Annotated in this window: 24 protein-coding genes; 17 read left to right on the top strand and 7 right to left on the bottom strand. The window is 67.1% G+C overall.

The features are described 5' to 3' along the window. Nucleotides 1–2: 2 nt before the first annotated feature. The 5 genes from ACTFO6_RS03120 to ACTFO6_RS03100 all read left to right on the top strand — a co-directional run bounded on the left by ACTFO6_RS03120 (nt 3) and on the right by ACTFO6_RS03100 (nt 4,795). Nucleotides 3–1,016 (top strand): class 1 fructose-bisphosphatase, encoded by a 1,014-nt coding sequence (locus tag ACTFO6_RS03120; protein ID WP_439933095.1) that lies wholly within the window; start codon nt 3–5, stop codon nt 1,014–1,016. A 193-nt stretch (nt 1,017–1,209) separates the two neighbouring features. Continuing rightward, nucleotides 1,210–1,701, top strand: coding sequence for a 5-(carboxyamino)imidazole ribonucleotide mutase (gene purE / locus ACTFO6_RS03115; protein ID WP_439932981.1), 492 nt, complete (start codon nt 1,210–1,212; stop codon nt 1,699–1,701). Next, nucleotides 1,698–2,855 carry a 5-(carboxyamino)imidazole ribonucleotide synthase gene (locus ACTFO6_RS03110; RefSeq protein WP_439932980.1) on the top strand — a complete coding sequence of 386 codons (1,158 nt, stop codon included), beginning with the start codon at nt 1,698–1,700 and terminating at the stop codon, nt 2,853–2,855. The genes purE and ACTFO6_RS03110 overlap by 4 nt, the downstream gene beginning before the upstream one ends. 21 nt (nt 2,856–2,876) lie before the next feature. Beyond that, entirely contained in the window at nt 2,877–3,767 is an 891-nt protein-coding gene (locus tag ACTFO6_RS03105; RefSeq protein ID WP_439932979.1) for a phosphoribosylaminoimidazolesuccinocarboxamide synthase, read from the top strand. Between the two features lie 56 nt (nt 3,768–3,823). Further along, nucleotides 3,824–4,795 carry an L-threonylcarbamoyladenylate synthase gene (locus ACTFO6_RS03100; protein WP_439932978.1) on the top strand — a complete coding sequence of 324 codons (972 nt, stop codon included), beginning with the start codon at nt 3,824–3,826 and terminating at the stop codon, nt 4,793–4,795. Nucleotides 4,796–4,811: 16 nt separating this feature from the next. Here ACTFO6_RS03100 and ACTFO6_RS03095 read toward each other — a convergent pair whose 3' ends face one another. The 7 genes from ACTFO6_RS03095 to ACTFO6_RS03065 form a co-directional block, all read right to left on the bottom strand. After that, nucleotides 4,812–6,488: a diguanylate cyclase gene (locus ACTFO6_RS03095; protein WP_439932977.1), complete on the bottom strand. Its 1,677-nt coding sequence runs from the start codon at nt 6,486–6,488 to the stop codon at nt 4,812–4,814. Between the two features lie 47 nt (nt 6,489–6,535). Continuing rightward, complete coding sequence (locus tag ACTFO6_RS03090) at nt 6,536–7,297, bottom strand: DUF3530 family protein (protein ID WP_439932976.1); 762 nt, start codon at nt 7,295–7,297, stop codon at nt 6,536–6,538. Beyond that, complete coding sequence (locus ACTFO6_RS03085; protein ID WP_439932975.1) at nt 7,261–8,136, bottom strand: hypothetical protein; 876 nt, start codon at nt 8,134–8,136, stop codon at nt 7,261–7,263. The genes ACTFO6_RS03090 and ACTFO6_RS03085 overlap by 37 nt, the downstream gene beginning before the upstream one ends. A 164-nt stretch (nt 8,137–8,300) precedes the next feature. Further along, on the bottom strand, nt 8,301–8,471 hold the full coding sequence (locus ACTFO6_RS03080) for a type II toxin-antitoxin system HicA family toxin (protein WP_439933094.1): 171 nt from the start codon (nt 8,469–8,471) through the stop codon (nt 8,301–8,303). A gap of 40 nt (nt 8,472–8,511) precedes the next feature. Then, entirely contained in the window at nt 8,512–8,733 is a 222-nt protein-coding gene (locus ACTFO6_RS03075) for a type II toxin-antitoxin system HicB family antitoxin (RefSeq protein ID WP_439932974.1), read from the bottom strand. Between the two features lie 125 nt (nt 8,734–8,858). Continuing rightward, on the bottom strand, nt 8,859–11,861 hold the full coding sequence (locus tag ACTFO6_RS03070; protein ID WP_439932973.1) for an FAD-binding and (Fe-S)-binding domain-containing protein: 3,003 nt from the start codon (nt 11,859–11,861) through the stop codon (nt 8,859–8,861). Continuing rightward, the gene (locus ACTFO6_RS03065; protein ID WP_439932972.1) at nt 11,858–12,571 is read right to left on the bottom strand and encodes a GntR family transcriptional regulator; all 714 of its coding nucleotides are present in this window, start codon (nt 12,569–12,571) and stop codon (nt 11,858–11,860) included. Before ACTFO6_RS03065 ends, ACTFO6_RS03070 begins: the two co-directional genes overlap by 4 nt. 249 nt (nt 12,572–12,820) lie before the next feature. Between ACTFO6_RS03065 and ACTFO6_RS03060 the strand changes: the two genes are divergently transcribed. The 12 genes from ACTFO6_RS03060 to ACTFO6_RS03005 all read left to right on the top strand — a co-directional run bounded on the left by ACTFO6_RS03060 (nt 12,821) and on the right by ACTFO6_RS03005 (nt 26,008). After that, nucleotides 12,821–14,026 carry a pyridoxal-phosphate-dependent aminotransferase family protein gene (locus ACTFO6_RS03060; RefSeq protein WP_439932971.1) on the top strand — a complete coding sequence of 402 codons (1,206 nt, stop codon included), beginning with the start codon at nt 12,821–12,823 and terminating at the stop codon, nt 14,024–14,026. Between the two features lie 79 nt (nt 14,027–14,105). After that, nucleotides 14,106–15,089, top strand: coding sequence for a TRAP transporter substrate-binding protein (locus tag ACTFO6_RS03055; RefSeq protein WP_439932970.1), 984 nt, complete (start codon nt 14,106–14,108; stop codon nt 15,087–15,089). A gap of 65 nt (nt 15,090–15,154) precedes the next feature. Next, entirely contained in the window at nt 15,155–15,667 is a 513-nt protein-coding gene (locus ACTFO6_RS03050; RefSeq protein WP_439932969.1) for a TRAP transporter small permease, read from the top strand. Continuing rightward, entirely contained in the window at nt 15,667–16,947 is a 1,281-nt protein-coding gene (locus ACTFO6_RS03045; RefSeq protein WP_439932968.1) for a TRAP transporter large permease, read from the top strand. The genes ACTFO6_RS03050 and ACTFO6_RS03045 overlap by 1 nt, the downstream gene beginning before the upstream one ends. A gap of 12 nt (nt 16,948–16,959) precedes the next feature. Continuing rightward, nucleotides 16,960–17,739 carry an enoyl-CoA hydratase/isomerase family protein gene (locus ACTFO6_RS03040; protein ID WP_439932967.1) on the top strand — a complete coding sequence of 260 codons (780 nt, stop codon included), beginning with the start codon at nt 16,960–16,962 and terminating at the stop codon, nt 17,737–17,739. A gap of 47 nt (nt 17,740–17,786) precedes the next feature. Continuing rightward, the gene (locus tag ACTFO6_RS03035) at nt 17,787–19,019 is read left to right on the top strand and encodes a CaiB/BaiF CoA transferase family protein (RefSeq protein WP_439932966.1); all 1,233 of its coding nucleotides are present in this window, start codon (nt 17,787–17,789) and stop codon (nt 19,017–19,019) included. 212 nt (nt 19,020–19,231) lie between these two features. Then, entirely contained in the window at nt 19,232–21,310 is a 2,079-nt protein-coding gene (locus tag ACTFO6_RS03030) for an ABC transporter ATP-binding protein (protein WP_439932965.1), read from the top strand. Between the two features lie 108 nt (nt 21,311–21,418). Beyond that, a complete protein-coding gene (locus tag ACTFO6_RS03025; protein WP_439932964.1) occupies nt 21,419–22,996 on the top strand; it encodes an ABC transporter substrate-binding protein in 1,578 nt (525 codons plus the stop codon). Between the two features lie 80 nt (nt 22,997–23,076). Next, on the top strand, nt 23,077–24,030 hold the full coding sequence (locus tag ACTFO6_RS03020; protein WP_439932963.1) for an ABC transporter permease: 954 nt from the start codon (nt 23,077–23,079) through the stop codon (nt 24,028–24,030). Between the two features lie 4 nt (nt 24,031–24,034). Next, nucleotides 24,035–24,928, top strand: a complete 894-nt coding sequence (locus tag ACTFO6_RS03015; protein ID WP_439932962.1) for an ABC transporter permease — start codon at nt 24,035–24,037, stop codon at nt 24,926–24,928. Nucleotides 24,929–24,945: 17 nt separating this feature from the next. Further along, nucleotides 24,946–25,668 (top strand): AzlC family ABC transporter permease, encoded by a 723-nt coding sequence (locus ACTFO6_RS03010; RefSeq protein ID WP_439932961.1) that lies wholly within the window; start codon nt 24,946–24,948, stop codon nt 25,666–25,668. Then, nucleotides 25,661–26,008 carry an AzlD domain-containing protein gene (locus ACTFO6_RS03005; protein WP_439932960.1) on the top strand — a complete coding sequence of 116 codons (348 nt, stop codon included), beginning with the start codon at nt 25,661–25,663 and terminating at the stop codon, nt 26,006–26,008. The genes ACTFO6_RS03010 and ACTFO6_RS03005 overlap by 8 nt, the downstream gene beginning before the upstream one ends. Nucleotides 26,009–26,029: the final 21 nt, after the last annotated feature.

Below are 26,029 nucleotides of genomic sequence, written 5' to 3'. Positions count from 1 at the left end.
TGTTGAACGAGAAGACCACCCTCACCCAGTTCATGATCGAGGAGCAACGCCAGGTCGGCGGCTCGGGAGACTTCACCGGGCTGCTGAACGATATCGTCACCGCTTGTAAGGTGATCGCCAACGCGGTGAACAAAGGGGCCTTGGTGGGCGCGTTGGGCGAGGCGGGCGTGCAGAACGCGCAAGGGGAGACCCAGAAGAAGCTGGACGTGATCGCCAACGAGGTGATGCTGCGCTCCAACGAGTGGGCCGGGCATCTGGCGGCGATGGCCTCCGAGGAGCTGGAGGAGATCTACCCCATTCCGGCGCGCTATCCGCGCGGCAAGTACTTGCTGGTGTTCGATCCCTTGGACGGATCCAGCAATATCGACGTCAACGTGTCGGTGGGGACGATCTTTTCCATCCTGAGGCTCCCCCCGGGGGCGGTCGAGCTACGGCTTGAACACTTCCTCCAGCCCGGCGTCCGGCAGGTGTGCGCCGGCTACGCCATCTACGGACCGGCCACCATGATGGTGCTGACCAGCGGTCACGGCGTGAACGGGTTCACCCTGGACCGGGAAGTGGGCGAGTTCATCCTGACCCATCCCAAGATCACCATCCCCGCCGATACCCGGGAGTTCGCCATCAACGCCTCCAACGAACGGTTCTGGGAGCCGCCGGTCAAGCGCTACGTCGACGAATGTCTGGCCGGCACCACCGGGCCCCGGGGCGTCAACTTCAACATGCGCTGGATCGCCTCCATGGTGGCTGACGTGCACCGGATCCTCATGCGGGGCGGCGTGTTCATGTACCCCCGCGACACCAAGGACCCGTCGAAGCCCGGACGTCTGAGGCTGCTGTACGAGGCCAATCCCATGGCCTTCATCGTCGAGCAGGCCGGGGGTCTGGCCTCCACCGGCTATGAGCGTATCCTGGACCTGCGGCCCACCGAGTTGCACCAGCGGGTGCCGGTGATCCTGGGCTCGAAGAACGAGGTGGCGCGCATCGTCGGCTACCACCGGGAACCGGCGTTCGCCTGAGGGGCGCCAGGCGATCTCCGTGACTCGCCGCCGGGGGCGCTGCAGGCGCAGGGGAAACAATCCCGGCGAGGGCGAAGAGCGTTTTCGCCGCGGCCTTTGCTTTTGCGCTTGTTCCGCGTCCCTTGGGGCATGATCTTGCTCTCCCTGGGGGGCGGCGGCGGGTATAATGTCGCCTTTTTCCAGGCCAGCGGCGATGGATCGACCCTTGGTCGGGGTGGTGATGGGCAGCCAGAGCGACTGGGAGGTGATGCAGCACGCCGCCCGGATGCTGGAAGCGCTGGGCGTGCCCTTCGAGGCGCGGGTCGTCTCCGCCCATCGGACCCCGGACGACATGTTTGACTACGCGGCCACCGCAGCCGAGCGCGGGCTCGTGTGCCTCATTGCCGGCGCGGGCGGGGCAGCCCATCTGCCCGGTATGCTCGCCGCCAAGACCACCCTGCCCGTGCTCGGGGTGCCGGTGCCTTCCCGGCACCTCCAGGGGCTGGATTCGCTGCTTTCCATCGTGCAGATGCCCAGGGGCGTGCCGGTCGCCACCTTCGCCATTGGCGAGGCGGGCGCGGCCAACGCGGGGTTGTTCGCTGCTGCCATCGTCGCCACCCGCGACGAGAGCGTGAAGATGCGGCTCGCCCAGCATCGGGAGCAGCTGAAGGAAGCGGTGCGTCAGATGAAACTGCCGGTACCATGATTCCACCAGGTGCGACGCTGGGGCTGCTCGGCGGGGGACAACTGGGCCGCATGTTTACCATGGCGGCCCAGAGGATGGGCTACCGGGTGGCGGTGCTGGATCCCGGATTGCACAGCCCGGCGGGGGATGTGGCCGACGAGCACATTCGCGCCGATTACGCCGATCCCGCGGGGCTCGCCCGGCTCGCCCGCTCCTGCGCCGCCGCCACCACCGAGTTCGAGAACGTGCCCGCGGAAGCCTTGAGCTTCCTTGCCCGGCACTGCGTGGTGAGCCCTACCGCCGAGAGCGTGGCGGTGGCCCAGGACCGGATCCACGAAAAGGAATTCCTCTCCGGGGCGGGCTTTCCGGTGGCCCCCTTCGTCGTGGTGCGGGAGGGCGCCGAGCTGGCGAGCCCCGGCGCGGCCGGCCTCTATCCCGGCATCCTCAAGGTGAGCCGCTTCGGCTACGACGGCAAGGGTCAGGCGTCCGTGGGGAGCCCGGCGGAAGCCCTGGAAGCCTGGCGCAACCTGGGGGGCGAGCCCTGCGTGCTGGAGAGGCGCCTGCCCCTGGCGACGGAAGTGTCGGTGGTGGTGGCCCGGGATTTCGCCGGCCAAGTGGTGACCTTTACGGTGACGGAGAACCAGCACCGTCACGGCATTCTCGACGTCTCGATCGTACCGGCCCGGGTGCCGGAGACGCTCGCGGAACAGGCAAGGAGCGTCGCGGTCGCCGTCGCCCAGGCCTTGGACTATCGCGGGGTGCTGTGCGTGGAGATGTTTGTGCTGGGGGACGGACGGCTGCTGGTCAACGAAATCGCTCCGCGACCCCACAATAGCGGCCATTACACCCTGGACGCCTGCGTCACTTCCCAGTTCGAGCAGCAAGTGCGGGTGCTGGCGGGACTGCCCTTGGGGGACCCGGGGCTGCACTGCCCCGCGGTGATGGTGAACCTGCTCGGCGACCTGTGGGCCCACGGCGAGCCCGACTGGCGTCTGGTGCTCGAGCACCCGCGGGCAAAGCTCCACCTGTACGGCAAGCGTGAGGCGCGGCCGCGGCGCAAAATGGGCCATTACACGGTGCTCGCGGATTCGGTCGAAGCAGCGCTTTCCACGGCGCTGGCCATCAAGGAGCGGCTCGAGCAGGCCTGCGTCCCGGCCCAGGCGGCCCGGGCCTGAATTTCCCCAGGAAAACGAACCATGTATGAGCCTGCCCCCCCGCTTTTCGAGTCCAGGATCAGGAGCCTGCCCTTCCTGCACCGGGGCAAGGTGCGGGACCTCTACGCGGTGGGGGAGGACAAGCTGTTGGTGATTCAGACCGACCGGCTGTCCGCCTTCGACGTGGTGCTGCCCACCCCCGTGCCCGGCAAAGGGCGGGTGCTCACCGCTTTGTCCAAGTTCTGGTTCGAGAAGCTCTCCCCCATCATTCCCCATCATCTGACGGGCATCGACCCGGCTTCGGTGGTCGCCCCCGAGGAACGCCCCCAGGTGGAGGGCCGGGCCTTCGTGGTGCGGCGCTTCAAGCCCCTGCCCATCGAGGCGGTGGTGCGGGGCTACCTGGCCGGTTCCGGCTGGAAGGATTACCGGGCGACGGGCCGGGTGTGCGGCATCCCGCTCCCCGCCGGGCTCCAGGAAGCGGAAAAACTGCCCGAGCCTCTGTTCACCCCGGCCACCAAGGCGCCGGCCGGAGCCCATGACGAAAACATCGGCTTCGACGAAATGGCGCGCCTGGTAGGGCGCGAGCGGGCGGAGCAGGTGCGTGCCGTGGCGCTGCGCCTTTACACCGAGGCGGCCCGCTACGCGGAAACCCGGGGCATCATCATCGCCGACACCAAGTTCGAGTTCGGGTTGGACCGGGCCGACGAACTCCATCTGATCGACGAAGTCCTCACTCCGGATTCCTCCCGCTTCTGGCCCCGAGACCAGTACCGGCCGGGCGGAAGCCCTCCCAGCTTCGACAAGCAGTTCGTGCGCGACTGGCTGGAGGCCCAGCCCTGGGACAAGAAGGCCCCGGCGCCGGCCCTGCCTCCCGAGATCCTGGCCAAGACCGCCGAGAAGTACCAGGAGGCCCTCAGACGGTTGACGGATTGAGGGTAAATGCGTCGAGAAGGATCTTCCCGCCACCCTTCCGCGGTAAACTCGGGGCCATGCTGGAGCGGGAAATCGCCAGGGCGGTGGACATCCTGCGGGCGGGGGGACTGGTCGCCTTTCCCACAGAGACCGTGTACGGCCTGGGGGCGGACGCCCGCAACCCGGACGCAGTGGGGAAGATCTTCGCCGCCAAGGGCCGTCCCCAGACCCATCCGGTCATCGTGCACCTGGGGCAGGCGGCCCAGCTCGACGCCTGGGCGGTGGAGATTTCCGCGGGAGCGCGACGGCTCGCGGAACGCTTCTGGCCCGGTCCTTTGACCCTCATCCTGCGGCGCGGCCCCGGCGTTCCCGACGCGGTGACGGGGGGCCAGGACACCGTGGGCCTGCGGGTGCCCGCCCACCCCGTGGCCCAGGCGCTGCTCAAGGCTTTCGGCGGCGGCATCGCCGCCCCCTCGGCCAACCGCTTCGGCCGCTTGAGTCCCACCACCGCCCAGCACGTGGAGGCGGAGCTGGACGGGGCGGTGGACCTCATCCTGGACGGCGGCGCCTGCCCGGTGGGCATCGAGTCCACCATCGTGGATTGCTCCAGCGAGCGGCCCACTTTGTTGCGCCCCGGTCACGTCACCCGGGAAGCCCTGGAAGAGACCCTCGGGATGACCGTGGAGGCGCCGGGGCCGGGGTCGCCGCGGGCGCCCGGACGGCTCCCCGCCCACTATGCTCCCACCACCCCCCTCGCCCTAGTGGACTCGTCGGCCCTGGTGGGGCTCCCGACGCGCACGTCGGCCACCGAGCGGGTGGCGGTACTGGCCCGCTCCGATCCGCCCCCGGACGCCCCCCACCTAGTCTGGGTCAAGGCCCCGGAGGACCCGGCCGGATTCGCCCGGGAACTCTACGCCCACCTGCGCCAGCTCGACCGGGCGGGCTGCAGCGTGATCCTGGTGGAAAAGCCCCCGCCGGCGCCCGAATGGGACGCGGTGCTGGACCGCCTTACCCGGGCCGCCGCGGGCTCCCCGCCCCAGGCGGCTTGAGGAACTTCGCGTCGGCTTACGCCGCCACCACCCGGTCGCGGCCGCTGCGTTTGGCTTCGTAGAGCGCCGCGTCCGCCGCCGCCAGCAGGGCTTTCGAATTGCCCCCGTGCTCCGGAAAGGCCGCCACGCCGAAGGAGACGGTGATGGGTCCCAGGGGCTGCTCCCGGTAGCGTAGTTGCAAACCGTGCACCGCGCTGCGCAGCGCCTCGGCCCGCTCCCGAGCGTTGGACGCAGTGGTCTCGGGCAGGATCAAGACGAATTCCTCGCCCCCGTAGCGGCATACCACGTCGCTTTCCCGAAGGCTGGATTTCAGCAGCCGGGCAAGGCTCTGCAACACCATGTCCCCCGCTTCATGGCCGAAGGAATCGTTGAAGCCTTTGAAACGGTCCACGTCCGCCATCACGAGGGCGAGGGGCACCTGCCGGCGCCGCGCTCGGGCGAGCTCCCGCTCCAGCACTTCCTCCAGGAAGCGCCGGTTGTAGAGCCCGGTGAGGGGATCCCGGATGGATTGCTGCTGCAGGGAGTCCCGCAGCCTCAGGTTGGCGATGGCGAGCCACACCTGCTCCGCCACGGTGTTGACCAGCATGCGCTGGTAGGACGAGAAGACTTCCTCCCCCTTTTCTGCCTCGGACCGGCGGTAGCGCAGGTGCAGGAGGCCCAAGAGATCCCCGTGGGCGATCAGGGGAGCGCAGATGGAGTAGAACGGGTCCTCGGGCCGGGCCTCGACGTGGGGGCATGCGAGCCCGGCCTCGGCGCTGTCGGTGAAGTGGAGCTGGCCGCGCCGCAATCCCCAGCACGCTTCTGGCGACAGAGTGGGTTCCCGGCATTCGAGGCCGCCCCACTGGGCGGTCGCTTCCAGGTAGTTGCGCGACGGATGCATGAGATACAGGACGCCGCCGCCCGCGGGAAAGAGTTTTTCCGCGAAGCGGGCCGCGGCCGCTGCGGCGTCCTCTGCCGACAGGCAGGCCTGGAGGTAGCTTCCCATCTCCGAGAGGGACAGCATCTCACCGGTCCGGGCCTGTAGCTTGGCGATGTTCTGCGCCATCTCCCGGTTCAAGCGCTGCAGCGCCGCTTCGCTCTCCCGCCGGACCTTGATTTCCCGCGCCACCCCCAGATAAGTGAGGGCGAGCAGCACCACGGACAGGAGCGAAGCCACCGAGAAGGAGGCCAGGGTGAGGTACGCATCCCGCTCCAGGCGATGGGCGTAGCGCACGAGCACTTCCTCTTCGCGACGGACTAGCTCCGTCAGCTCTGCCCGGATCTCGTCCATGAGCCGCTTGCCCTGGTCGGTGCGCACCACCTGGACCGCCGCTTCGAAGCCTTGCTCCTTGCGCAGCGCCACGGTCGCTTCCAGCTCCTGGATCTTTTCCCGCACCAGCCCCTCGAGCCGCCCCAGGCGCTCCAACTGCTCGGGGTCGTTGGCCATCTCCTCGCGCAAGCGGATCAGGGGCGCTTCCAGCCGCTGGAGAGCGCGATGGTAGGGCTCCAGGTAGCGCTCTTCGCCCGTGAGCAGGTAGCCCCGCTGCCCGGTCTCGGCGTCGAGCAGGTCGGCTTGCAGGTTCTTGAGCAGGTCGAGGGACACCAGAGTGTGGGTGACCGATTCGCCGGTGCGGAGCAGCCGGCCGGAATTGCCGAAGGTGACCACGGCGCCCCCGACCAGGATCGCGAGCACCACCAGGAAGCCGAGGGCCACGCCTCGGGAAACGCCTGGGCGCATCGGACGCGGTCCCGTCGCCCGCCTTAACGGGGACCGGCCAAGGCCCGGTCGAGAAAGGCGCGCACCTGGGCGACCAGGGCGCCTTCCTGGCCGTTGAAGAAGTGGTCCGCCCCTTGCACCGCCACCTGGGCGGAGCCGGGAAGGCGCTTGAGGGCCGCCGCCCGCTGGGGCGCCGCCTCCAGCACCTGGGGAAAGTCTGCTTCCCCATAGAGATCCAGCACCGGGATCTTCAAGTTCTGCGGCTCCTTGAACCGGCCGGAATGACCGATGGCTACCCAGGCGGCGACCGGGGGGTCCGCGTGGTTCACCAGGTAATAGCCGCTCATGCGCGCCCCCAGGCTGTGGGAGACGAGGGCGATTTTCCGGTAGCCCTTCGTCTTGAGGTGGGCCACCGCCGCCGCCAGCCGCTCGGCCGCCTCCGGAAAAACCTTCTCGTACTCCTCGGGCCTGGCCTCCGCCGCCAGCACCGGCATCTGGATCGAGAGGGTGGTATAGCCCGCGTCGACGAGCTGGCTGCGCAGCACGCCCACCAGCCCCCAATCGGGGTGCACCCCCATGCCGTGGACCACCACCACCGCCCCTTTGGCGTTCTTCGCTTCGGTGTAGAGGCCGAGGAAGCGGCGTCCGCCGGCGTCGGTCAGGGTCACGGGCTCTCCCACCACGATCCCGGGCAGGATTTCGTCGGCCCACTTCTTCTCCCGGGCGTAGTCCGCGGCGCCCCAGGCGGCGGACGCGGCGAACCAGGCGATCAGCGCCCAGGCGCCGATCCGTTTTCCAGCCAGCATTGGCTCAGCACCTCCTCTATCCATCCGAGTTCCGGGCCCAGGGTGTCCGCCACCTGGACCCCGCCCGGCCGCGCCTCCAGCAGGCGCAGCTTTCCGCTCTTCACGTTCGCCTCCCGCACCGGATAGCTGAGCCGGGCATAGCGCTCTTTCTCCAGCACCGTTTCTTCTTCGGGGGAGTCGCGAAACCAGATCCATTGGGCCACGAAGCCGTCTGCCAGGGCAGTCAAGGCCTGATGCTCCCGTTCCTCGATGGGCAGGGAAGGATCGAGGGTCTCGTGTTCGTAGCGCTCTTTTCCGAGGTCGATGGTCCAGGCCTCGCTCCACCGGTGCTCGGCGCCCGCCGTGGCCTGGAGCCGGGCCGTCTCGCCTTGGCGCGTGAGGCGAAAGAAGGCATCCCGGTCCGCGGTGACAGCGTAGCCGAGGTAGGCGTCCGGGGACAAAGGTAGCAGGGCGAGGGCGAGGACCAGCGCCCCGCCGGGATCCACGCGCACGTAGAGGGGCTGGTCGTCCACGAGGGGCACGCCGCCGGCCGGGCCCGCCGTGTGCTCCAGGAGCTTGCCGGCCTGGATGACAGCGCTGCCGCGGGTGGCCTCGGCGGCGGAGAACCATTCCACGGCGATGCGCAAGTCGGGCGATTCCTGGGAGGCGGCGACGAAGGGAGGAAAGGGGAGGCCGCCGCTCACCTTGAGGTCGTAGCGCAACCGGTCCGCACCGGAATGCTCCTGGATGTCGCCTTCGATGCCTTCCTCGGCCAGCAGCCCCGCCAGGCGGTCCCGGAAGCGCTTGAGTGCCCCTGGGTCCCCGGTCACCTCGATGTGGGCATGGATCAGAAGACCCATGGTTGTTTTCTCTCCACCGTCCTGGCCGGAATGATAGCCGAGAACCGGGGACTTGTACGCCCGCGGCGAAGGAGAGAGCCTTGGAACCTACTTCACGCCCTACGGGCGTTTTTTAGAGAAGTGCGCCCGTTACCTTCCCTGCAACGAACCCCGCCGCCTAGCCCTCATGACCGAAGCTCGAATTCGTTGCGCGGAACGCCGGATTGCCGAATGATCGACTGAAGGGTGCCTATGCGAAGTTCAGAAACCGTAATCGTGGTGTTTGCCAGCCTTTTCTGCATGACAATGTGGCTGCCGCGCCGGCGCACTTCAACAAACCCGTAACGAGTGAGAATGGCACAAACCTAAACCTCTTTGCCCGAAAGAATGCGCAGCTTACCCAATGGCCACGCCCACTCGCGTCACGAACACCTCCTCATGAAATCGCTGGGCGATCTCCTCAGGTGATGCGGACTGGAAGAAGAGCTCAAGGGCCTCCCGCAGATTGTCACGCGCCTGTTCAATGGTGTCGCCTTGACTCGCGATATCCAGTTCCGGGCAGAGCGCCACATAGCCGTCTCCTTCCCGCTCGATGATTGCAGTAAGTTGTTTTTCCATAGCCTCTGCTCCGTTTATGAATGCGGCGCGCGGCGTGATTTAGGCAGCTCAGAGTCTAGCCATGCTTGCTGGCTAGGGCAAGCGAGACCGCCCTTACTGTTGCGCATATCATTGAGAGGAGGGTTCTAGGGCTGAGGAGCGAGCAGCGCCTGCTCCAGCACCCGCGCGGCATGCAGCGCGGTGCGCCCCGCGCCGTCCCGGATCTGGTGGCGACAGCTCGTGCCGTCGGCGACCAGGAGCGCCTCGGGCCCGGCGGCGCGCACCGCGGGCAGCAGCGACAGCTCCGCCATCTTCATGGACACGTCATAGTAGGCCGCGTCGAAGCCGAAGGCGCCGGCCATGCCGCAGCAGGAGGACTCGATGGTTTCGACTTGCAGTCCCGGGATCATCCGCAGCGCCTGCACCACCGAGGAGAACGCCCCGAAGGCCTTCTGGTGGCAGTGGCCGTGCACCAGGACTCGGGAGGCCTGCAGGGAGCCAAGGGAAAGCTCGAGCCGGCCCGCATCCCGCGCCTCCACGAGAAACTCCTCGAACAGGAGCGCCCGGCGGGAGAGGGCTTGCGCCTCGAGCCCGGGGAGCATGGCCGGCAGCTCGTCCCGCAAGGTGAGGAGGCACGAAGGCTCCAGGCCCACGACCGGGACGCCCCGCGCGACGAAGGGCTGAAGCGCTGCGATCAATCGCTGCGCCTCCGCGCGGGCTTCTTCCACCATGCCCGAGGCGAGATAGGTGCGCCCGCAACAGAGGGGCCGCCCCCCGTGCGCCGGCGCCGCCACGGCGACCCGGTAGCCGGCGGCGGCGAGCACCCGCAGGGCCGCGCGCAGGTTCTCCGGCTCGAAGTAGGTGTTGAAGGTGTCGGGCAACAACACCACCTCGCCCGCTTCCGGGTCGCACCTCCGCCCTTCGGGCGCAGGCACTGCGACCCCGTCCGCGGGCACCTCCCGCGGGCCGCGGAAGAAGTCGCGGTGCCACTGAGGCCATGAGCGGCGGGCGGAGAAGCCGAGCAGCCGCTCGCTCAAGCGCGCCAGCGCCGGCACCCGATCGCGCAGGTTCGCGAGCGGCGCGAGCCGCGCCGCCCAGGGGGCGTAGCGCGGCAGGTGCGCCACGAGCCGCTCTTTGAGGCTGCGCGGATGCTGTTGGTGGTAGTGGTACAGGAACTCGATCTTCATCCGCGCCATGTCCACCCCCGTGGGGCATTCCCGCCGGCAGCCCTTGCACGAGATGCACAGTGCCAGCGTCTCGTACATGGCCGGGGAAGTGAACGCATCGGGACCGAGCTGGCCGGAGAGGGCAAGACGCAGGGTGTTGGCACGCCCCCGGGTCAGGTGCTGCTCGTCCCGGGTGACCCGGTAGGAGGGACACATCACCCCCGCGTCGAACTTGCGGCAGTGGCCGTTGTTGTTGCACATCTCCACCGCCGCGGCAAAGCCGCCGCCGGGGCCGCGGCTGGGCCCCGCTTCGTATTCGGACCAGTCGAGGGCCGTGTCCAGGGGCAGGGTGCGGTAGCCCGGCTTGAAGCGGAACAGCCTCCGATCGTCCATCCGCAGAGGGTGCACGATCTTGCCGGGATTCATGAGACCTTGGGGATCGAAAGCCCGCTTCACCTCTTCGAACGCTCGGACGAGCCGCGGGCCGTAGATGGGCTCGATCCACTCCGAGCGCACCAGCCCGTCGCCGTGTTCGCCGGAGTAGGAGCCCTTGTATTCCTTGACCAGCGCGCAGGCTTCCTCGGCGATGGCCCGCATCTTCTGCGCGCCTTCTTCGCTCTTTAAGTTGAGCACCGGCCGCACGTGGAGACAGCCTACTGAGGCGTGGGCGTACCAGGTTCCCCGGGTACCGTGCTTCTCGAACACCCGGGTCAAGCGCTCGGTGTAGTCGGCCAGGTGCTCGAGTGGTACGGCGCAGTCTTCGATGAAGGACACCGGCTTGCCGTCGCCCTTCATAGACATCATGATGTTGAGCCCGGCCTTGCGCACCTCCCACACGTCCTTCTGCAGCGCGGGGTCGATCACCTCCACCACGCTCCCGGGCAGGCCCAGGTCGCCCATCAGCTCGCCTAACCGCTTGAGCTTCGCGAGCTGCTCGTCCCGGTCCTCGCCCGCGAACTCCACCAGCAGGATCGCCTCGGGCTCGCCGCGGATGAACTTCGCCACCGTGTCGCGGAACTGGGCGATCTCCCGAGAAAGCTCGATCATGGTGCGGTCCACCAACTCCACCGCCGCCGGCTCGAGCCTGACGATGTACTGGGTCGACTCCATGGCCTTATAGAAGCTGGCGAAGTGCACCACCCCCAGGGTCTTGTGGGGGGGCAGGGGGGAGAGTTTGAGCTTCAACCGCTGGAAGCAGGCCAGCGTCCCCTCCGACCCCACCAGCAGATGGGCCATGTTGAAGGGTCCCGCGTCGGCGGCCAGGTCCAGGTTGTAGCCGGCCACCCGGCGCATCACCTTGGGCACCCTGGCGGCGATCTCTTCGCGCTCGCGCCGGTACAGGGCGCGCACGGTTTCCACCAAGCGCCGGTAGACAGGTGGCCCGGGCACGGGCTTTCCCGCCTCCGGCACCGGGCCGAAGGTCAGGCGTTCGCCGCTCGCGAGCAGCGCCTCCACCTCCAGCACGTTGTGCACCATGTTGCCGTAGGCGAGCGAACGGGCTCCGCAACTGTTGTTGCCCGCCATGCCGCCCAACGTAGCCTGGGCGGCGGTGGACACGTCCACCGGGTACCACAGCCCGTGGGGACGCAGGAAGGCGTTCAGGCGATCCAACACGATGCCCGGCTGCACGGTGACGGTGCGCGCCTCGGGATCGAATGCGACGATCTCCCGCAGGTACTTGCTGTGGTCGATGACCAGGGCCTCCCCCACGGTCTGGCCGCACTGGGAGGTGCCGGCGCCCCGGGGGAGCAGGGGCACGCCCAGGTCCGCGGCGACGGCCAGGGCTCGGGCGACGTCGTCCTCGCTTTTGGGTACCACCACGCCCACCGGCTCGATCTGGTAGATGGAGGCGTCGGTGGAGTAGCGGCCCCGGGAGAAGGCGTCGAACAGCACCTCCCCTTCGATCTCCCGCGCGAGACGCTCGGCCAGGACGCTGCGTTGGGCCGCGGGGGAGCGGGTGGGCGGAAAGGCGGGATCGTTCACGGCGTGGCCGCCTGAGCGGGAGCGGACGGAGCGGTCAAGGCCTCCAGCACTACCAACATCTTGTTCCCCAGGTGATCCTGGAGCAGGCCCTGCAGCCGGGCGCTGTCCCGTTTTACCAGGGCGTCCAGGATCTCCTCGTGCTCCTGCACCGCCTTGTCCCACCGCTCCCGGGACAGGTTGGCCATGTAGCGGGCGCGGCGCACGTGGGCGTTCAAGTTGCGGTAGGTGGCTGCCAGGGTGGCGTTGCCGGTGCACTCCACCAGTTTGATGTGGATCTGCTGGTTGTAGCGGAAATAGCCCGCCAGGTCGCCGCGGGCGTAATGGGCCATCATCTGGTAATGGAGCGCCCGGATCTCGGCGATGTCGGCGTCGGTGGCGTTGCGGCACGCGAGCTCTCCGGCGAGACGCTCCAAGGCGCCCATGACTTCGAAGATCTCCCGCACCGCGCGCAGGGTGAGTTGGGTGACCACCGCCCCCCGGTTGGGCAGCAGCTCCACCAGCCCCTCCGTGGCGAGCACCTTGAGCGCTTCCCGCAGGGGCGTGCGGGAAATGCCGAGCTGCTGGCACAACACCCGCTCGTTGAGGCGCGCCCCCGGGGCGAGCTCCCCCTGGATGATCATGTCCCGCAGCCGGGCTGCCACCTCGTGGTGCAGGGGCCGGCGGTGGATGGCTTTGTCGAGGCTGGGAAAGGGGGTGACCTGGGCGCTCATGGGGCGGGGGATCCGAAGCTGAAACAAGAGAGTTTGCATGCATAATACAATGCCGTTGGAGAAAAGGCAAAGGCAGAAAAGAGAAATACTTGTAGAGGCAATTACTTATGGAATACCGCCTTTGCAAAGAAAATTTTGTATACAAAAAGGCTCGAAGTAGGCTAAAGTTTTAAAAAACGCCTGCCGCAAGGGTCGTTGCCGGAAGATGTCAGGGCAGGCTTCGCTCACCCCATCGTCGAGAGCATCGCCATGCGTTATCCCAGTGGTCGCCATTTTCTGCAGATTCCGGGGCCCACCAATGTCCCCGATCGGGTGCTGCGCGCCATCGATCGGCCCACCATCGATCACCGTGGGCCCGAGTTTGGGCGCCTGGGCCGCGAAGTCCTCTCCGAAATTCGCCACATCTTCAAGACCCGCAACCCGGTGATCATCTACCCGGCATCGGGCACCGGCGCGTGGGAGGCGGCCTTGGTGAATACCCTGTCGCCGGGGGACCGGGTTCTCATGTTCGAGACCGGCCATTTCGCCACCCTGTGGCACCGCATGGCGACCCGCTTGGGCTTGCAGGCCGAGTTCGTCCCCGGCGACTGGCGTCACGGGGTGGACCCCACCTTGGTGGAAGCGAAGCTCGCTGAGGACAAGGCTCGCAGCATCAAGGCGGTGTGCGTGGTGCACAACGAGACCTCCACGGGGGTGACCAGCCGCATCGGCGAAATCCGCAGAGCCATCGACCGGACGGGCCATCCTGCCCTCTTCATGGTGGATACCATCTCCTCCCTCGCCTCCATCGACTACCGCATGGACGAATGGGGGGTGGACGTGACCGTGGCGGGCTCCCAGAAGGGTCTGATGTTGCCGCCGGGCCTGTCGTTCAACGCCGTCAGCGAAAAGGCCCTGGCCGCGTCCCGCCACGCCCGCCTGCCCAAGTCGTTCTGGGGCTGGGAGGAAATGCTGGAGGCCAACAAGACCGGCTATTTCCCCTACACGCCGGCCACCAATCTGCTCTATGGCCTGCGGGAGGCCATTGCCATGTTGCTGGAGGAAGGGCTGGACAACGTGTTCGCCCGCCACGACCGGCACGCGGAAGCGACCCGGCGCGCCGTGCGGGCCTGGGGCCTGGAGGTGCTGTGCTTGAATCCGTCGGAATACAGCAGCTCCCTTACCGCGGTCCTGGTACCCGAGGGGCATAGCGCGGACCATCTGCGCCAGGTAATCCTGGAGGCCTTCGACATGTCCCTGGGCAGCGGCCTGGGCAAGCTCCAAGGCAAGGTGTTTCGCATCGGCCACCTGGGCAGTTTCAACGATCTCATGCTAGCGGGCACCCTCTCCGGCGTGGAGATGGGGCTCGAGCTGGCGGGCGTGCCTCACCGGAAAGGCGGCGTGCAGACAGCCATGGATTACCTGGCGCAGCAGGCGGCGGGGACCGTCAAGCGGGACGCGCGCAGCGCCGCATAACCGTACCCCGAATTCGTGCAGTGAGCCCGCGCCCGCCTGGGCGTGGTGGGAATGACGACCGAGAGAGAGGAGGAAGACCATGAAGTTCTTACGGCTGCTGATCGTTTTGTTCGCCTTCGCCGCCCTGGCTCCCACGCCTGCGCGGGCGGAGCCGGTGGAGCTCAAGTTCGGCCACGTGGGCGAGCCGGGCTCCCTTTTCGCCCTTTCCGCCGAGGAGTTCGCCCAGCGCGCCAACGCGAAGCTCGCCGACAAATACAAGGTGGTGGTCTACGGCTCCAGCCAGCTCGGCGGCGACAAGGAGCTGCTGCAGAAGCTCAAGCTGGGGACGGTGGATTTCGCCCTTCCCTCCACCGTGATGTCCTCGGAGGTGGACGCTTTCGGCATCTTCGAGATGCCGTACCTGGTGAAAGACCGGGAGCACATGAAGCGGATCGAGAAGGAAGTGGTCTGGCCGAAACTCGCACCGCTCGCGGAGAAGAAGGGGCTCAAGATCATCGCCGTGTGGGAAAACGGCTATCGCCATGTCACCAACAACAAGCGTCCCATCCAGAAGCCGGAAGACCTGCAGGGCATCAAGCTGCGGGTACCGGAAGGCAAGTGGCGGGTGAAGATGTTCCAGGCCTACGGCGCCAACCCTAGCCCGATGAAGTTCTCCGAGGTGTTCACCGCGTTGCAGACCGGCGTCATGGACGGCCAGGAGAACCCCTTTGCCCAGATTTACAGCGCCAAGTTCCAGGAGGTGCAGAAATACCTCTCGCTCACCGGCCACGTCTACACGCCGGCTTACGTGACTGTCGGGCTCAAGAAATGGAACCAGCTGCCGGCCGAGGTGCGCAAGGTCCTGGAGGAGACGGCCAAGGAGACCCAGGCTTTCGTCTACCAGACTGCTGAGCGCTTCGACACCGAGCTGCTGGAGAAGCTCAAAGCCGCCGGCATGCAGGTGAACACCCCCGACAAGGACGCCTTCATCGCCGCCAGCAAGCCGGTCTACGAGGAGTTCGGCAAGGAAGTGGCGGGCGCCAAGGAAATGATCGACCGGGCCATCGCGCTCGGCAAGCGCTGAGGAGCGTCCCGCGAGGGGCGGGGATCGGAAACCCCGCCCCCGACGAATACACGAGGAGGAGACCCATGACGCTGCACAGGCTCCGGCGGGCTCTGGAGCGGCTGCTCAATTTCATTGTCATCGTGCTGATGCTGGCCCTGGCGGCGATCGTCACCCTGGGGGTGATCTACCGCAAGGCCGGCATGTCCCTGGTGTGGTATGACGAGATCGCCTCGGTGCTGCTCGCCTGGCTCACCTATTACGGCGCTGCCCTGGCGGCGCTCAAGCGCGCCCACATCGGCTTTCCCGGCCTGGTGGAGGCCATGCCGGTTTCCCTCCGGGTGTCGGTGACGCTCGCCGCCGAGGCCCTGGTGATCGGCTTCTTCGTGCTCATGGCCTACGTAGGCGCCTCCGTGCTGGACGTGCTCGCCACCGACTACTTGGTGAGCCTGCCCCAGGTGTCGGTGATGTACACCCAGTCGGTGATCCCCATTGGCGCGGCGCTCTTCGTGATCGCGGAGCTCCTGGTGGTGCCCGACGCCCTGCGGGCGGCGCTGGAGGGCGGGGGCCCGGTGGCGCGGGCGGAGGCCAATCCCTGATGGCGACCGCGCTCCTCGTCCTAGGCATCCTCGCCCTGGTGCTGATCAACGTGCCCATCGCCGTGGCCCTGGGCATCGCCGCCACCGTCGCCATCGTGGTGAGCCAAGGGGTGGAGTCCCTGCCCAATCTGGCCATCGTCATGTACAACGGGGCCACCAACTTCCCCTTGATCGCCATACCGCTCTTCATCCTGGCGGGTGCGATCATGAACACCTCGGGCATCTCCCGGCGGCTCATCGCCTTCGCCTCCGCGCTGCTGGGGTTCATCCGCGGGGGACTCGCCATGGTGAACGTGGGCACTTCCCTCTTCTTCGCCGAGATCTCGGGCTCGGCGGTGGCCGACGTGGCGGCCCTCGGCTCGGTGCTCATGCCGGCGATGAAAAAGAAGGGCTATCCCGGCCCCTTCACCGCCGCCATCACCTCTTCCTCCGCCTCCCTGGCCATTATCATCCCCCCTTCCATCCCCATGATCCTGTACGCGGTCATGTCTGGAAGCTCGGTGGTGCAGCTTTTCGTAGCCGGCATTATCCCCGGCGTTCTGGGGGGGCTGCTCATGATGGCACTCTGCTACTACTACGCCCGCAAGTACGGCTGGCCGGTGGAGGAAGCCTTCCAGTGGAAGCGCTTGTGGGCCACTTTCAAAGATGCCTCCCTCGCCTTCCTGCTGCCCTTGATCATCCTGGGAGGCATCTTCGGGGGCCTGGTCACCGCCACCGAAGGGGCAGGGCTGGCGGTGGTGGCGGCCATCGCCATCGCCGTGTACTACCGGGAGATCGACTGGCCCCAGCTTCGGGCGGCCATCGTCGACGGCGCCGTGCAGACGGCGGTGGTGATGCTGCTGGTGGCCTCCTCGGCGCTGCTGGGGGTGTACCTCACCGAGGAGCAGGTGCCCCAGCGGCTGGCCCAGGCCATCGCCGAGCTCACCTCGGACAAGTACCTGATCCTGGCCCTGTTCAACCTGTTCTTCCTGGCGGTGGGCTTGTTCCTGCACTCGGCGGCAGCCATCATCCTGGTGGTGCCCATCGTCATGCCGGTGGTGAACGCCGTGGGCATCGACCCGGTGCACTTCGGGCTGGTGGTGACCCTGAATCTCGCCATCGGCCAGCAGACCCCGCCCGTGGCGAGCGTGTTGATGACTGCCTGCTCCATCGCCAAGGAGAACATCTGGGACGTGACCAAGGCCAATCTCCCCTTCATCGGCGTGCTGCTCCTGGTGCTGCTCCTGGTGACCTACGTGCCGGCGATTCCCCTGTCGCTGGTTAACCTGTTCTATCGTTGATCGAGGTAAGCCATGCCGGACGAGATTCTGGTGCGAAGAGACGGCTTCATCGCCACGGTGGTGCTCAACCGCCCCCACAAGCTGAACGCCATGACCAAGGACATGTGGCAGCGCCTCGGGGAGGCGATGCGGCAGCTCTCGGTCGAGGAGGGCTTGCGCTGCATCGTGCTGCGCGGGGCCGGGGACAAATCGTTTTCGCCCGGCAACGATATCGGCGAGTTCGCGACCGAACGCTCGAATTTCCAGCAAGGCAAAGCCTACGGGCGCGTGTTGCACGGGGCGCTGTCGGCGCTCGCGGAATGCCCCATTCCCACCGTGGCCCTGATCAAGGGGATTTGCGTCGGCGGCGGGCTGGAGATCGCGGCCCTCGCCGACATTCGCATCTGCGGGGAATCGAGCCGCTTCGGCGTTCCCATCAACAAGCTGGGACTGGTGATGGCCCACGCCGAAATCGGCGCGCTGCTCAAGCTCGTGGGCCGGGCCACCACGCTGGAGCTCCTGCTCGAGGGGCGGGTCTTCGGCGCCCGGGAGGCGAAGGAAAAAGGCCTGGTGCACCGGGTCGTCCCCGACGACCAGGTGGAGGCGGAAGCCTACGCCACGGCCCAGCGCATCGCCGAAGGCGCGCCCCTGGTGGCGCGCTGGCACAAGCAGTTCATCCGCCGCCTGGAGCGGGGCGGGGAGCTGACCGAGGCCGAGCTGGACGAAGGCTTCCGCTGCTACGACACGGAGGACTTCAAGATCGGCTACCGGGCATTCCTGGCCAAGGTGAAGCCAGAGTTCGAGGGCCGCTAGAGCCCGCCGCAAGGAGTTGTTGATTCTCGCCACACGAGGAAAGCGCCATGGCAGAAAAGCGTCCGGGTCCCCTCGCGGGACTCAAGGTCATCGAGCTCGCCCACATCATGTCCGGGCCCATGTGCGGGATGCTGCTGGCCGACCTGGGCGCGGACGTGATCAAGGTGGAAAAAGTGCCCGGCGGCGATGACACGCGCCGCTTCGGCATCCCCGAGATCAACGGGGAATCCACCGCCTTCATCATCATGAACCGGAACAAGCGCGGCGTCGCCGTCAATCTCAAGACCGAGGGCGGCAAGCAGGTGCTCCGGCGGTTGCTCTCGACCGCGGACGTGGTGACCGAGAACTACCGCATGGGCACCATGGAAAAGCTGGGCTTCGGCTACGAGACGCTGCGGGCGCTCAACCCGGGGCTCATCTACTGCGAGATCTCGGGCTACGGACGCACCGGCCCGTGGGCCGGCAAGCCGGGCTTCGATCTCATCGCCCAGGGCGTGTCGGGGCTCATGAGCATCACGGGTGAGCCCGGGCGGCCGCCCGTCAAGTGCGGGGGCCCGGTGACCGACATCAATGCCGGCATCCTGGCGGCGCTGGGGATCGTCGCCGCCTACCTCCATCGCTTGAAGACCGGGGAGGGTCAGCGGGTGGACACCTCTCTCTTCGAGGCTGGGATCACCCAGACCTACTGGCATACCGCCTACTTCCTGGCGACCGGCCAGGCCGCGCCCCCCATGGGCTCGGGAAATCTCACCAGCGCGCCCTACCAGGCGTTCAAGACCCGGGACGGCTGGATCAACATCGGCGCGGCCAACCAGGCCAACTGGGAGCGGCTGCTCTCGGTGCTGAACGCCCCCGAGCTGGCGAACGATCCCCGCTTCAAGACCAACCGCGACCGCATGGCCCACCGGGAGGCGCTGGCGGAGGCCCTCACCCGCCGCTTCGTCGAGCGCACCACCGAAGAGTGGCTGCAACTGCTCGAGCCGGCGGGGCTGCCGGTGGGGCCGATCCTGAGCATTCCGGAGATGCTCTCTCATCCCCAGACCCAGGCGCGGGAGATGGTGGTGGAGACCGAGCACCGGCGGCTCGGAAGAGTGAAGAGCCTGGGCTTTCCGATCAAGCTTTCCGCCACACCGGGCGAGGTTTCCCGCAGCGCCCCCGTCCTCGGCGAGCACACGCGGGAAGTGTTGCGCGAGCATGGGTACTCGGAGGTGGAGATCGAGGCGTTGGTGCACGAAGGCGCGGTGATCGCCGCCGACGAGGAAGGGGCGGTGGTTCCTTAAAAACCTAAGGCACAGAAGGGGGCGCCAGCCTGCCATCGGTAGGAGAGGAGCACTGCTGACTGGGTGCATTGACGGTCCCTCGAGTATTCAACACAATGACTGCTTGCCGCTCACCCAAAAAAACACAGAGCGCGACAGTGCGCTGCCCGCGGACGAGGAGAATCTTCACCTTGCGCTGCAATATGCGCGCTCCGGTCTGAGCTGAGGCTGACATGGACGCGACCACCGCCATCCTCGACTCGCAGGCCCGCGCCACCCAGCACGCGGGCGACGTGCTGCTGGACGTGCAGAATCTGCACGTGCACTTCGTCACCAGCCGCGGGGTGGTGCGTGCGGTCGAGGGCATCTCCTATCAGGTGCGCGCTGGCGAGGTGGTGGCCCTGGTGGGGGAATCGGGGTGCGGCAAGTCGGTCTCCGCCCTGGCGGTGATGCGGCTGCTGGCCAAGCCTACTGGCCATATCGTGGGCGGACGCATCTTGTTCGAGGGCCGCGACCTGCTCAGGCTCTCGGAGGAGGAGATGCGCGCAGTACGCGGCCGGGACATCGCGATGATCTTCCAAGAGCCGATGACGTCCTTGAATCCGGTGCTCACCATCGGCTTCCAGATCATGGAGCCGCTCCTCATCCACCTGAAGATGGACGAAGAGCAAGCGCGCACCCGGGCGCTGGATCTCCTGAAGATGGTGGGGATTCCCGACCCGGCGCGGCGGCTCGACCAATATCCCCACCAGTTCTCCGGTGGCATGCGCCAGCGGGCCATGATCGCCATCGGTCTCGCCTGCAACCCCAAGCTCATCATCGCCGACGAGCCCACCACTGCCCTCGACGTCACCATTCAGGCCCAGATCCTGGAGCTCATGAAGGAGCTCTCCCGCGAGCTTGGCATCGCCCTGGTGATCATCACCCACAACTTGGGCATCGTCGCTCGTTACGCGGACCGGGTGAACGTGATGTACGCGGCGCGCATGGTGGAGCAGGGTGCCGCCGAGGACATTTTCGCCCGACCCTGCCACCCGTACACGGCAGGCCTATTGCGCTCGGTGCCGCGGCTGGACAAGCCCCGCGGGCGCAAGCTCGAGACTATCGAGGGCATGCCCCCCAACCTGATGCACCCGCCTACCGGCTGCCGCTTCGCCCCCCGCTGCTTGGCCAGGATCGAGCGCTGCGAGCACGAGCTGCCGCCGCCGGTGGACGTGGGCCCCGGCCATTGGGCGGCCTGCTTCCGGGCCGAGGAGATGGACCGCAAAGGCCCCACGGGGCTGGGCCTGGTAAGCGCGGCGGTGGAGGAACCGCTGGTGAAGCGGGTGGACCGGAGCGAACCCTTGGTGTCGGTGCGCCGCCTCAAGACCTATTTCCACGTCTCGGCGGGGCTCCAGCTGATTTCCGCCCGCAAGGCGGTGGTGAAGGCGGTGGACGACGTCTCCTTCGACATCTTTCCCGGGGAGACGGTGGGGCTGGTGGGCGAGTCCGGCTGCGGCAAGACCACCGTGGGGCGGACCCTGATCCGCCTGGAGGAGGCCACCGCCGGCGAGGTGCGGTTCGAGGATCTGGACGTCCTCGGGGCCCGCGGCCAGGACTTGAAGCGCTACCGGCGCCGGGCCCAAATCATCTTCCAAGACCCTTTCTCCTCGCTCAACCCGCGCATGACCATTGGCGAGATCATCGCCGAGCCCATGCAGGTCCACGGGCTGCAGCCGAATCGAAAGGCCGCCCAGGAAAAGGTGGAGGAGCTGCTGCAGCAGGTGGGGCTGTTCGCCTACATGGCCGACCGCTACCCGCACCAGCTCTCCGGCGGCCAGCGCCAGCGGGTGGGCATCGCCCGGGCGCTGGCGCTGGAACCCCGGTTCATCGTCTGCGACGAGCCGGTGTCGGCCCTGGACGTGTCGATCCAGGCCCAAATCATCAATCTGCTGGAAGAGCTGCAGGAGAAGCTCAAGCTCACGTATCTCTTCATCGCCCACGATCTGGCGGTGGTGCGCCACATCTCCGACCGGGTCGTGGTCATGTACCTGGGGCGGATCATGGAAGTGGCAGACCGGGATGCGCTCTACCGGGAGCCGCAACACCCCTATACCAAGGCGTTGCTCGAGGCGGTGCCGATTCCCGACCCCTCGCTGGAGCGCCGTCGCTCCCCTCGGCTACTCGGCGGCGAGGTGCCGAGCCCGCTCAATCCGCCCACCGGCTGCGTGTTCAACACCCGCTGCCCCCTCGCCGGCGAAGAGTGCAGGCGGGTCGTGCCCGAGCTCAAGGAGGTGAAGGACAACCATTTTGCCGCCTGCATCAAGCTGTAGCGCAACGGACAACACCCACAATGCCGTACCCCCGGCCATGCCGTGGCGAGCGGTGGGCGAAAGAGCAAGCGAACAAAGTCGCCAACCACCAACCAAGGAGGAAAGAACATGAGAGCACCAGCGTTCCTTCTCGCAGGAGCCGTGGCGGCGGTCCTCGCCGCCGGCGGCGCGTACGCCCAGGCGCCGAAGCGCGGCGGCGAGCTCAAGTTCGCCGTGACTGCGGAGCCGCCTAACTACGATTGCCACGCCAACTCCTCATTCGCGTTCATTCACCCGGTGCGTCCTCATTACAACACCCTGCTCAAGTTCGATCCGCCCAACTATCCCAAGATCGTGGGCGATCTGGCGGAGTCCTGGACCGTTTCCCAGGATGGCCTGACTTACACTTTCAAGCTGAGGAAAGGGGTCAAGTTTCACGACGGGTCCCCTTTCACCTCGGAGGACGTGAAGGCGACCTACGACCGCATCCGCCAGCCGCCGGCCGGGGTGCGTTCCCTGCGCCAGGCGGCCTATGAAGACATCGACACTATCCTCACCCCGGACCCGCACACGGTGGTGTTCAAGCTCAAGAAGCGCAACGCCTCCATGCTGTCCAACTTCGCCAGCCCCTGGGACTGCATCTACAGCGCCGCCAAGCTCAAGGAGGACCCCAAGTTTCCGGAGCGCAACATCCTGGGCACCGGTCCGTTCACTTTCGTCGAGCACGTGGCCGGTTCCCACTGGGTGGGCAAGCGCTTCGACGGTTACTGGGACAAGGGCAAGCCCTATCTGGACGGCTACCGGGCGATCTTCATCAAGGGGGCGGCGATGGTTAACGCCCTGGCGGCGGGGGAGGTGCTGGCCGAGTTTCGCGGCCACTCGCCGGCGGACCGGGACCGCATCGTCCAGACCTTGGGCAAGGACGCGGTGGTGCAGGAATCCCCCTGGGTGTGCGCCTTGGTAGTGAGCTTCAACACCCACAAGAAGCCGTTCGACGACGAGCGGGTACGCCGGGCACTTTCCCTGGCGATCGACCGCTGGGGCGGGGCGGAGGCCCTTTCTCGGGTCGCCCTGGTGCGCCACGTGGGAGGGCTGCTGCGGCCCGGCTACGAGCTGGCGGCGAGCGAGAAGGAACTCGTCGCCTATCCCGGCTTCTGGAAGGACGTCAACAAGTCCCGCGCGGAGGCGAAGCGGCTGCTCAAAGAGGCCGGCGCGGAAGGCCTCAAGTTCAAGCTCACCAACCGCAACGTGCCCATGCCCTACACCCCGGTGGGCGTGTTCCTCATCGACCAGTGGCGGCAGGTGGGCGCCCAGGTGGAGCACGAGCAGCTTGAGACCCGCCTCTACCTTGCACGGCAGCAGGAGGGCAACTACGACGCGGCACTGGACTTCAACTGCGATTTCATGGATGAGCCCAACCTGCAACTGCTCAAGTACCTGTCCGCGGACCGCTCCACCATCAACTACTCGGGCTACGTGGACCGCAAGGTGGACTACCTCTACGACAAGCAGTCGGGCGAGCTGGACAAGAAGGAGCGCTACAAGATCCTGCGGGAGCTGGAGCAGTACGTGCTCGACAAGTCCTACATCATCCCCACCATTTGGTGGCACCGGATCATCGTGCATCACAAGAAGATGAAGGGCTGGCACATCACGCCAAGCCATTACCTCAACCAGGACCTGGCCGGCGTATGGCTGGACGAGTGAGCATGACCTAGCGGCGGCCGGGGGCGGGCGGCGGAACGCCCGCCCCGCCGGCCCGCCTTTCTCCACCCCTTGACCCGAAGATGCTCAAATACACCATCCACCGCATCCTGCTGATGATCCCGACGCTGCTGGGGGTGGCCATCCTGGTGTTCCTGATGATGCGCATGATGCCCGGGGACGTGGTGGACGTGATGCTGCGCGGCGAAGGCGGCCACGTCCCGCAGGAGGTCATCGATGCGGAGCGTGCCCGGTTGGGACTCGATCAGCCCATCCACGTCCAGTTCATGAAGTGGATGGGGGGCGTGTTGCAGGGCAACCTGGGCTATTCCATGTGGACCGGCAAGCCGGTCACCTACGAGATCGGCATCCGGCTGGAGCTCTCGCTGCAAGTGGCCGTCATGGCGACCATTCTGGCGGTGCTGATCGCCATCCCCCTCGGCACGCTTTCGGCCCTGTTCAAGGATTCCTGGATCGATCACGTGATCCGCGTCTTCGCCGTGGCCGGGCTGGCGGTACCCTCTTTTTGGCTTGGGATGATCATTATCCTGTTTCTCCTCTCCTTTTTTCACTGGCATCCGCCGCTCACTTTCACCTCCTTCTTCGAGGATCCGAAGGCCAATTTGTCCCAGCTCATCTGGCCGGCGCTGGCGGTGGGCTACCGCTACTCGGCGGTGGCGACCCGCATGATGCGCTCCACCATCCTGGAGGTACTGCAGGAGGACTACATCCGCACTGCCCGGGCCAAGGGGGTGTTCGAGCGCCTTGTGATCCGGCGCCACGCCCTGCGCAACGCCATGCTGCCCGTGGTGACGGTGATCGGCCTGGAGTTTGCCTTTCTGATCGGTGGCCTGGTGGTCACCGAGCAGGTGTTCAACCTGAACGGCATTGGCAAGCTGTTCGTAGAGGCGGTCTCCCGGGGTGACATGACTATGGTGCAGGCGCTGGTGCTGCTGGTGGCCGCTTTCTTCATCCTGATCAACTTCGCGATCGACCTGCTCTACGCGGTGCTCGATCCCCGCATTCGGTACCGGTGAGAAAATGAGCGACGTCGCCCCTGCCGTCACCTACCGCGTGCCCAAGCAGCGCCACCCGCTGCTCGCCTTCGTCGTCTACCAGCCGATGGGCGCGTTCGGCCTCGTCGTTATTCTGGCCATGGTCTTCGCCGCCGCATTCGCCCCCTGGGTGGCGCCCCACGATCCGCTGGCGGTGGATTACGCCAACCTGCTGGCGCCCCCGTCGTGGGAGCACTGGCTGGGCACTGACAACTTCGGCCGCGACGTGCTGTCGCGCATCATCTACGGGGCGCAAACGGCCCTCGCCGTCGGCTTTCTCTCCTCCTTTTGGGGGTCTATGGTGGGGGCCGTCATCGGCGTCGTCTCCGCCTACTTCGGCGGCAAGGCCGATATGATCATCCAGCGCTTCATGGACGTACTCCTCTCCTTCCCAATCATCGTGCTGGCGCTGGCGGTGGTGGCGATCCTAGGCAAGAACATCGTGTTCGGCATCGATCTCAACCTGATCTTCGCCATCGGGCTGCCCATGGTGCCCAAGGTGGCGCGGGTGGTGCGCTCCTCCGCCCTGGCGATCCGGGAGCTGCCCTACATCGACGCCGCCCGCGCGGCGGGCTTTTCCCACACCCGCATCATCTTCCGCCACATCGTGCCCAACGTGGTGGCCCCCTTCCTCATCATGCTCACCGCCTTCGTCGGCCAGGCGATCCTGCTGGAGGCGTCCCTATCCTTTCTCGGGCTCGGCGTCACGGAGCCCACGCCGGCGTGGGGCCTGATGCTCTCCGGCTCGGCGGCCGACTTCTACCGGGAGGCCCCGTGGATGATCGTCTTCCCCGGGGTGGCCATCAGCCTGGCGGTCTTCGCCTTCAACCTGTTCGGCGACTCCCTGCGGGACTGGCTCGATCCCAAGATCAAGCTGTAACCGGAAGGGAGCTTGCGTTGAGCACCATCGCCCCCTCGTCCGCCGCTGCGGCCTTCCGCGACGGGGCGCGGGAGTCCTTCGGCGTGCCTTCCGCCGTCCTCGGCGCCGGCTACCTGGGCTTCGGCGCCCTGGCGGCCGGGCACGACTTCTCCCTCTTCGCCGCGCTCCTTTCCACCGCCGCCATCTGGGCGCTGCCCGGTCAGGTGGTGCTGGTGGAGATGCACGCCATCGGCGCTCCGCTCCTCGCCGTCGTCTCCACGGTCATGCTCACCAGCGCCCGTTTCCTGCCCATGACCGTGGCCTTGATGCCGCTGCTGCGCGCTCCGCGGCATTCGCGGGTGGCTTTCTATCTGGCCGCCCATCTGGTGGCCATGACCGGATGGGCGGCGGCTATGCGGCGCTGCCCCGAACTCCCTCCGGACGCCCGGCTCGCCTATTTCGTCGGGTTCGCCCTCACCAACTGGGGGACAAGCTTCCTGTGCACCGCCCTCGGCTACCTGCTCGCCGACGGACTGCCGCCCCTGGTGAAACTGGGCTTCGTGTTCCTGAGCCCCGTCTACTTCCTGCTCATCCTGACGGGTGATGCCCGCACGCGGGCGACCGTGCTGGCCATGGTGTGCGGCGCCCTGGCGGGACCCGCCGCGCACCTGGTGGTCCCGGGCTGGAGCGTGCTGGCCGGGGGCGTCGCGGGGGGCACCTTGGCCTATCTCGCCCTGCGCACGGGGGAGCGGCGTGGCTGAGCTGGGCGGGATGCCGGCGTGGCTGGTGGCGCTGCTCTGCGGTCTGGCCACCTATCTCTGGCGGGGGCTGGGGGTCACGCTCTCCGGGGGGCTACGCACCGAGAGTCCCGTTTTCGTCTGGGTGGGGTGCGTGGCCTACGCCATGATCGCCGGGCTGATTGCTCGCATCCTCCTGATGCCCGGCGGCACCCTGGAGCAGACTATGCTCGCCGACCGGCTCCTCGCCTGCGCCGCCGCCTCGGCGGTCTTCTTCTTCGGCGGGCGCAACCTCTTCTACGGCGTCGTGACCGGCGGAACGGCGCTGGTGATCCTCCATTGGGCCAGGCAGGCCATGGCCTGAACCGGCATCCGCCGCGCCCAC

This window comes from Pelomicrobium sp. G1, from assembly GCF_051905455.1.
In the GTDB taxonomy this organism is placed as follows: Bacteria; Pseudomonadota; Gammaproteobacteria; order Burkholderiales; family UBA6910; genus Pelomicrobium.
This window is presented reverse-complemented; position numbering and strand designations above follow the sequence as displayed.

What these genes read in the sequence shown, in the direction of transcription:
- ACTFO6_RS03075 (WP_439932974.1), bottom strand. Translation starts at nt 8,733, where the DNA reads ATGGAAAAACAACTTACTGCAATCATCGAGCGGGAAGGAGACGGCTAT.
- ACTFO6_RS03025 (WP_439932964.1), top strand. Translation starts at nt 21,419, where the DNA reads ATGAGAGCACCAGCGTTCCTTCTCGCAGGAGCCGTGGCGGCGGTCCTC.
- ACTFO6_RS03040 (WP_439932967.1), top strand. Translation starts at nt 16,960, where the DNA reads ATGCCGGACGAGATTCTGGTGCGAAGAGACGGCTTCATCGCCACGGTG.
- ACTFO6_RS03065 (WP_439932972.1), bottom strand. Translation starts at nt 12,571, where the DNA reads ATGAGCGCCCAGGTCACCCCCTTTCCCAGCCTCGACAAAGCCATCCAC.
- ACTFO6_RS03045 (WP_439932968.1), top strand. Translation starts at nt 15,667, where the DNA reads ATGGCGACCGCGCTCCTCGTCCTAGGCATCCTCGCCCTGGTGCTGATC.
- ACTFO6_RS03050 (WP_439932969.1), top strand. Translation starts at nt 15,155, where the DNA reads ATGACGCTGCACAGGCTCCGGCGGGCTCTGGAGCGGCTGCTCAATTTC.
- ACTFO6_RS03085 (WP_439932975.1), bottom strand. Translation starts at nt 8,136, where the DNA reads ATGGGTCTTCTGATCCATGCCCACATCGAGGTGACCGGGGACCCAGGG.
- ACTFO6_RS03110 (WP_439932980.1), top strand. Translation starts at nt 1,698, where the DNA reads ATGATTCCACCAGGTGCGACGCTGGGGCTGCTCGGCGGGGGACAACTG.
- ACTFO6_RS03020 (WP_439932963.1), top strand. Translation starts at nt 23,077, where the DNA reads ATGCTCAAATACACCATCCACCGCATCCTGCTGATGATCCCGACGCTG.
- ACTFO6_RS03090 (WP_439932976.1), bottom strand. Translation starts at nt 7,297, where the DNA reads ATGCTGGCTGGAAAACGGATCGGCGCCTGGGCGCTGATCGCCTGGTTC.
- ACTFO6_RS03035 (WP_439932966.1), top strand. Translation starts at nt 17,787, where the DNA reads ATGGCAGAAAAGCGTCCGGGTCCCCTCGCGGGACTCAAGGTCATCGAG.
- ACTFO6_RS03015 (WP_439932962.1), top strand. Translation starts at nt 24,035, where the DNA reads ATGAGCGACGTCGCCCCTGCCGTCACCTACCGCGTGCCCAAGCAGCGC.
- ACTFO6_RS03060 (WP_439932971.1), top strand. Translation starts at nt 12,821, where the DNA reads ATGCGTTATCCCAGTGGTCGCCATTTTCTGCAGATTCCGGGGCCCACC.
- ACTFO6_RS03100 (WP_439932978.1), top strand. Translation starts at nt 3,824, where the DNA reads ATGCTGGAGCGGGAAATCGCCAGGGCGGTGGACATCCTGCGGGCGGGG.
- purE (WP_439932981.1), top strand. Translation starts at nt 1,210, where the DNA reads ATGGATCGACCCTTGGTCGGGGTGGTGATGGGCAGCCAGAGCGACTGG.
- ACTFO6_RS03030 (WP_439932965.1), top strand. Translation starts at nt 19,232, where the DNA reads ATGGACGCGACCACCGCCATCCTCGACTCGCAGGCCCGCGCCACCCAG.
- ACTFO6_RS03055 (WP_439932970.1), top strand. Translation starts at nt 14,106, where the DNA reads ATGAAGTTCTTACGGCTGCTGATCGTTTTGTTCGCCTTCGCCGCCCTG.
- ACTFO6_RS03105 (WP_439932979.1), top strand. Translation starts at nt 2,877, where the DNA reads ATGTATGAGCCTGCCCCCCCGCTTTTCGAGTCCAGGATCAGGAGCCTG.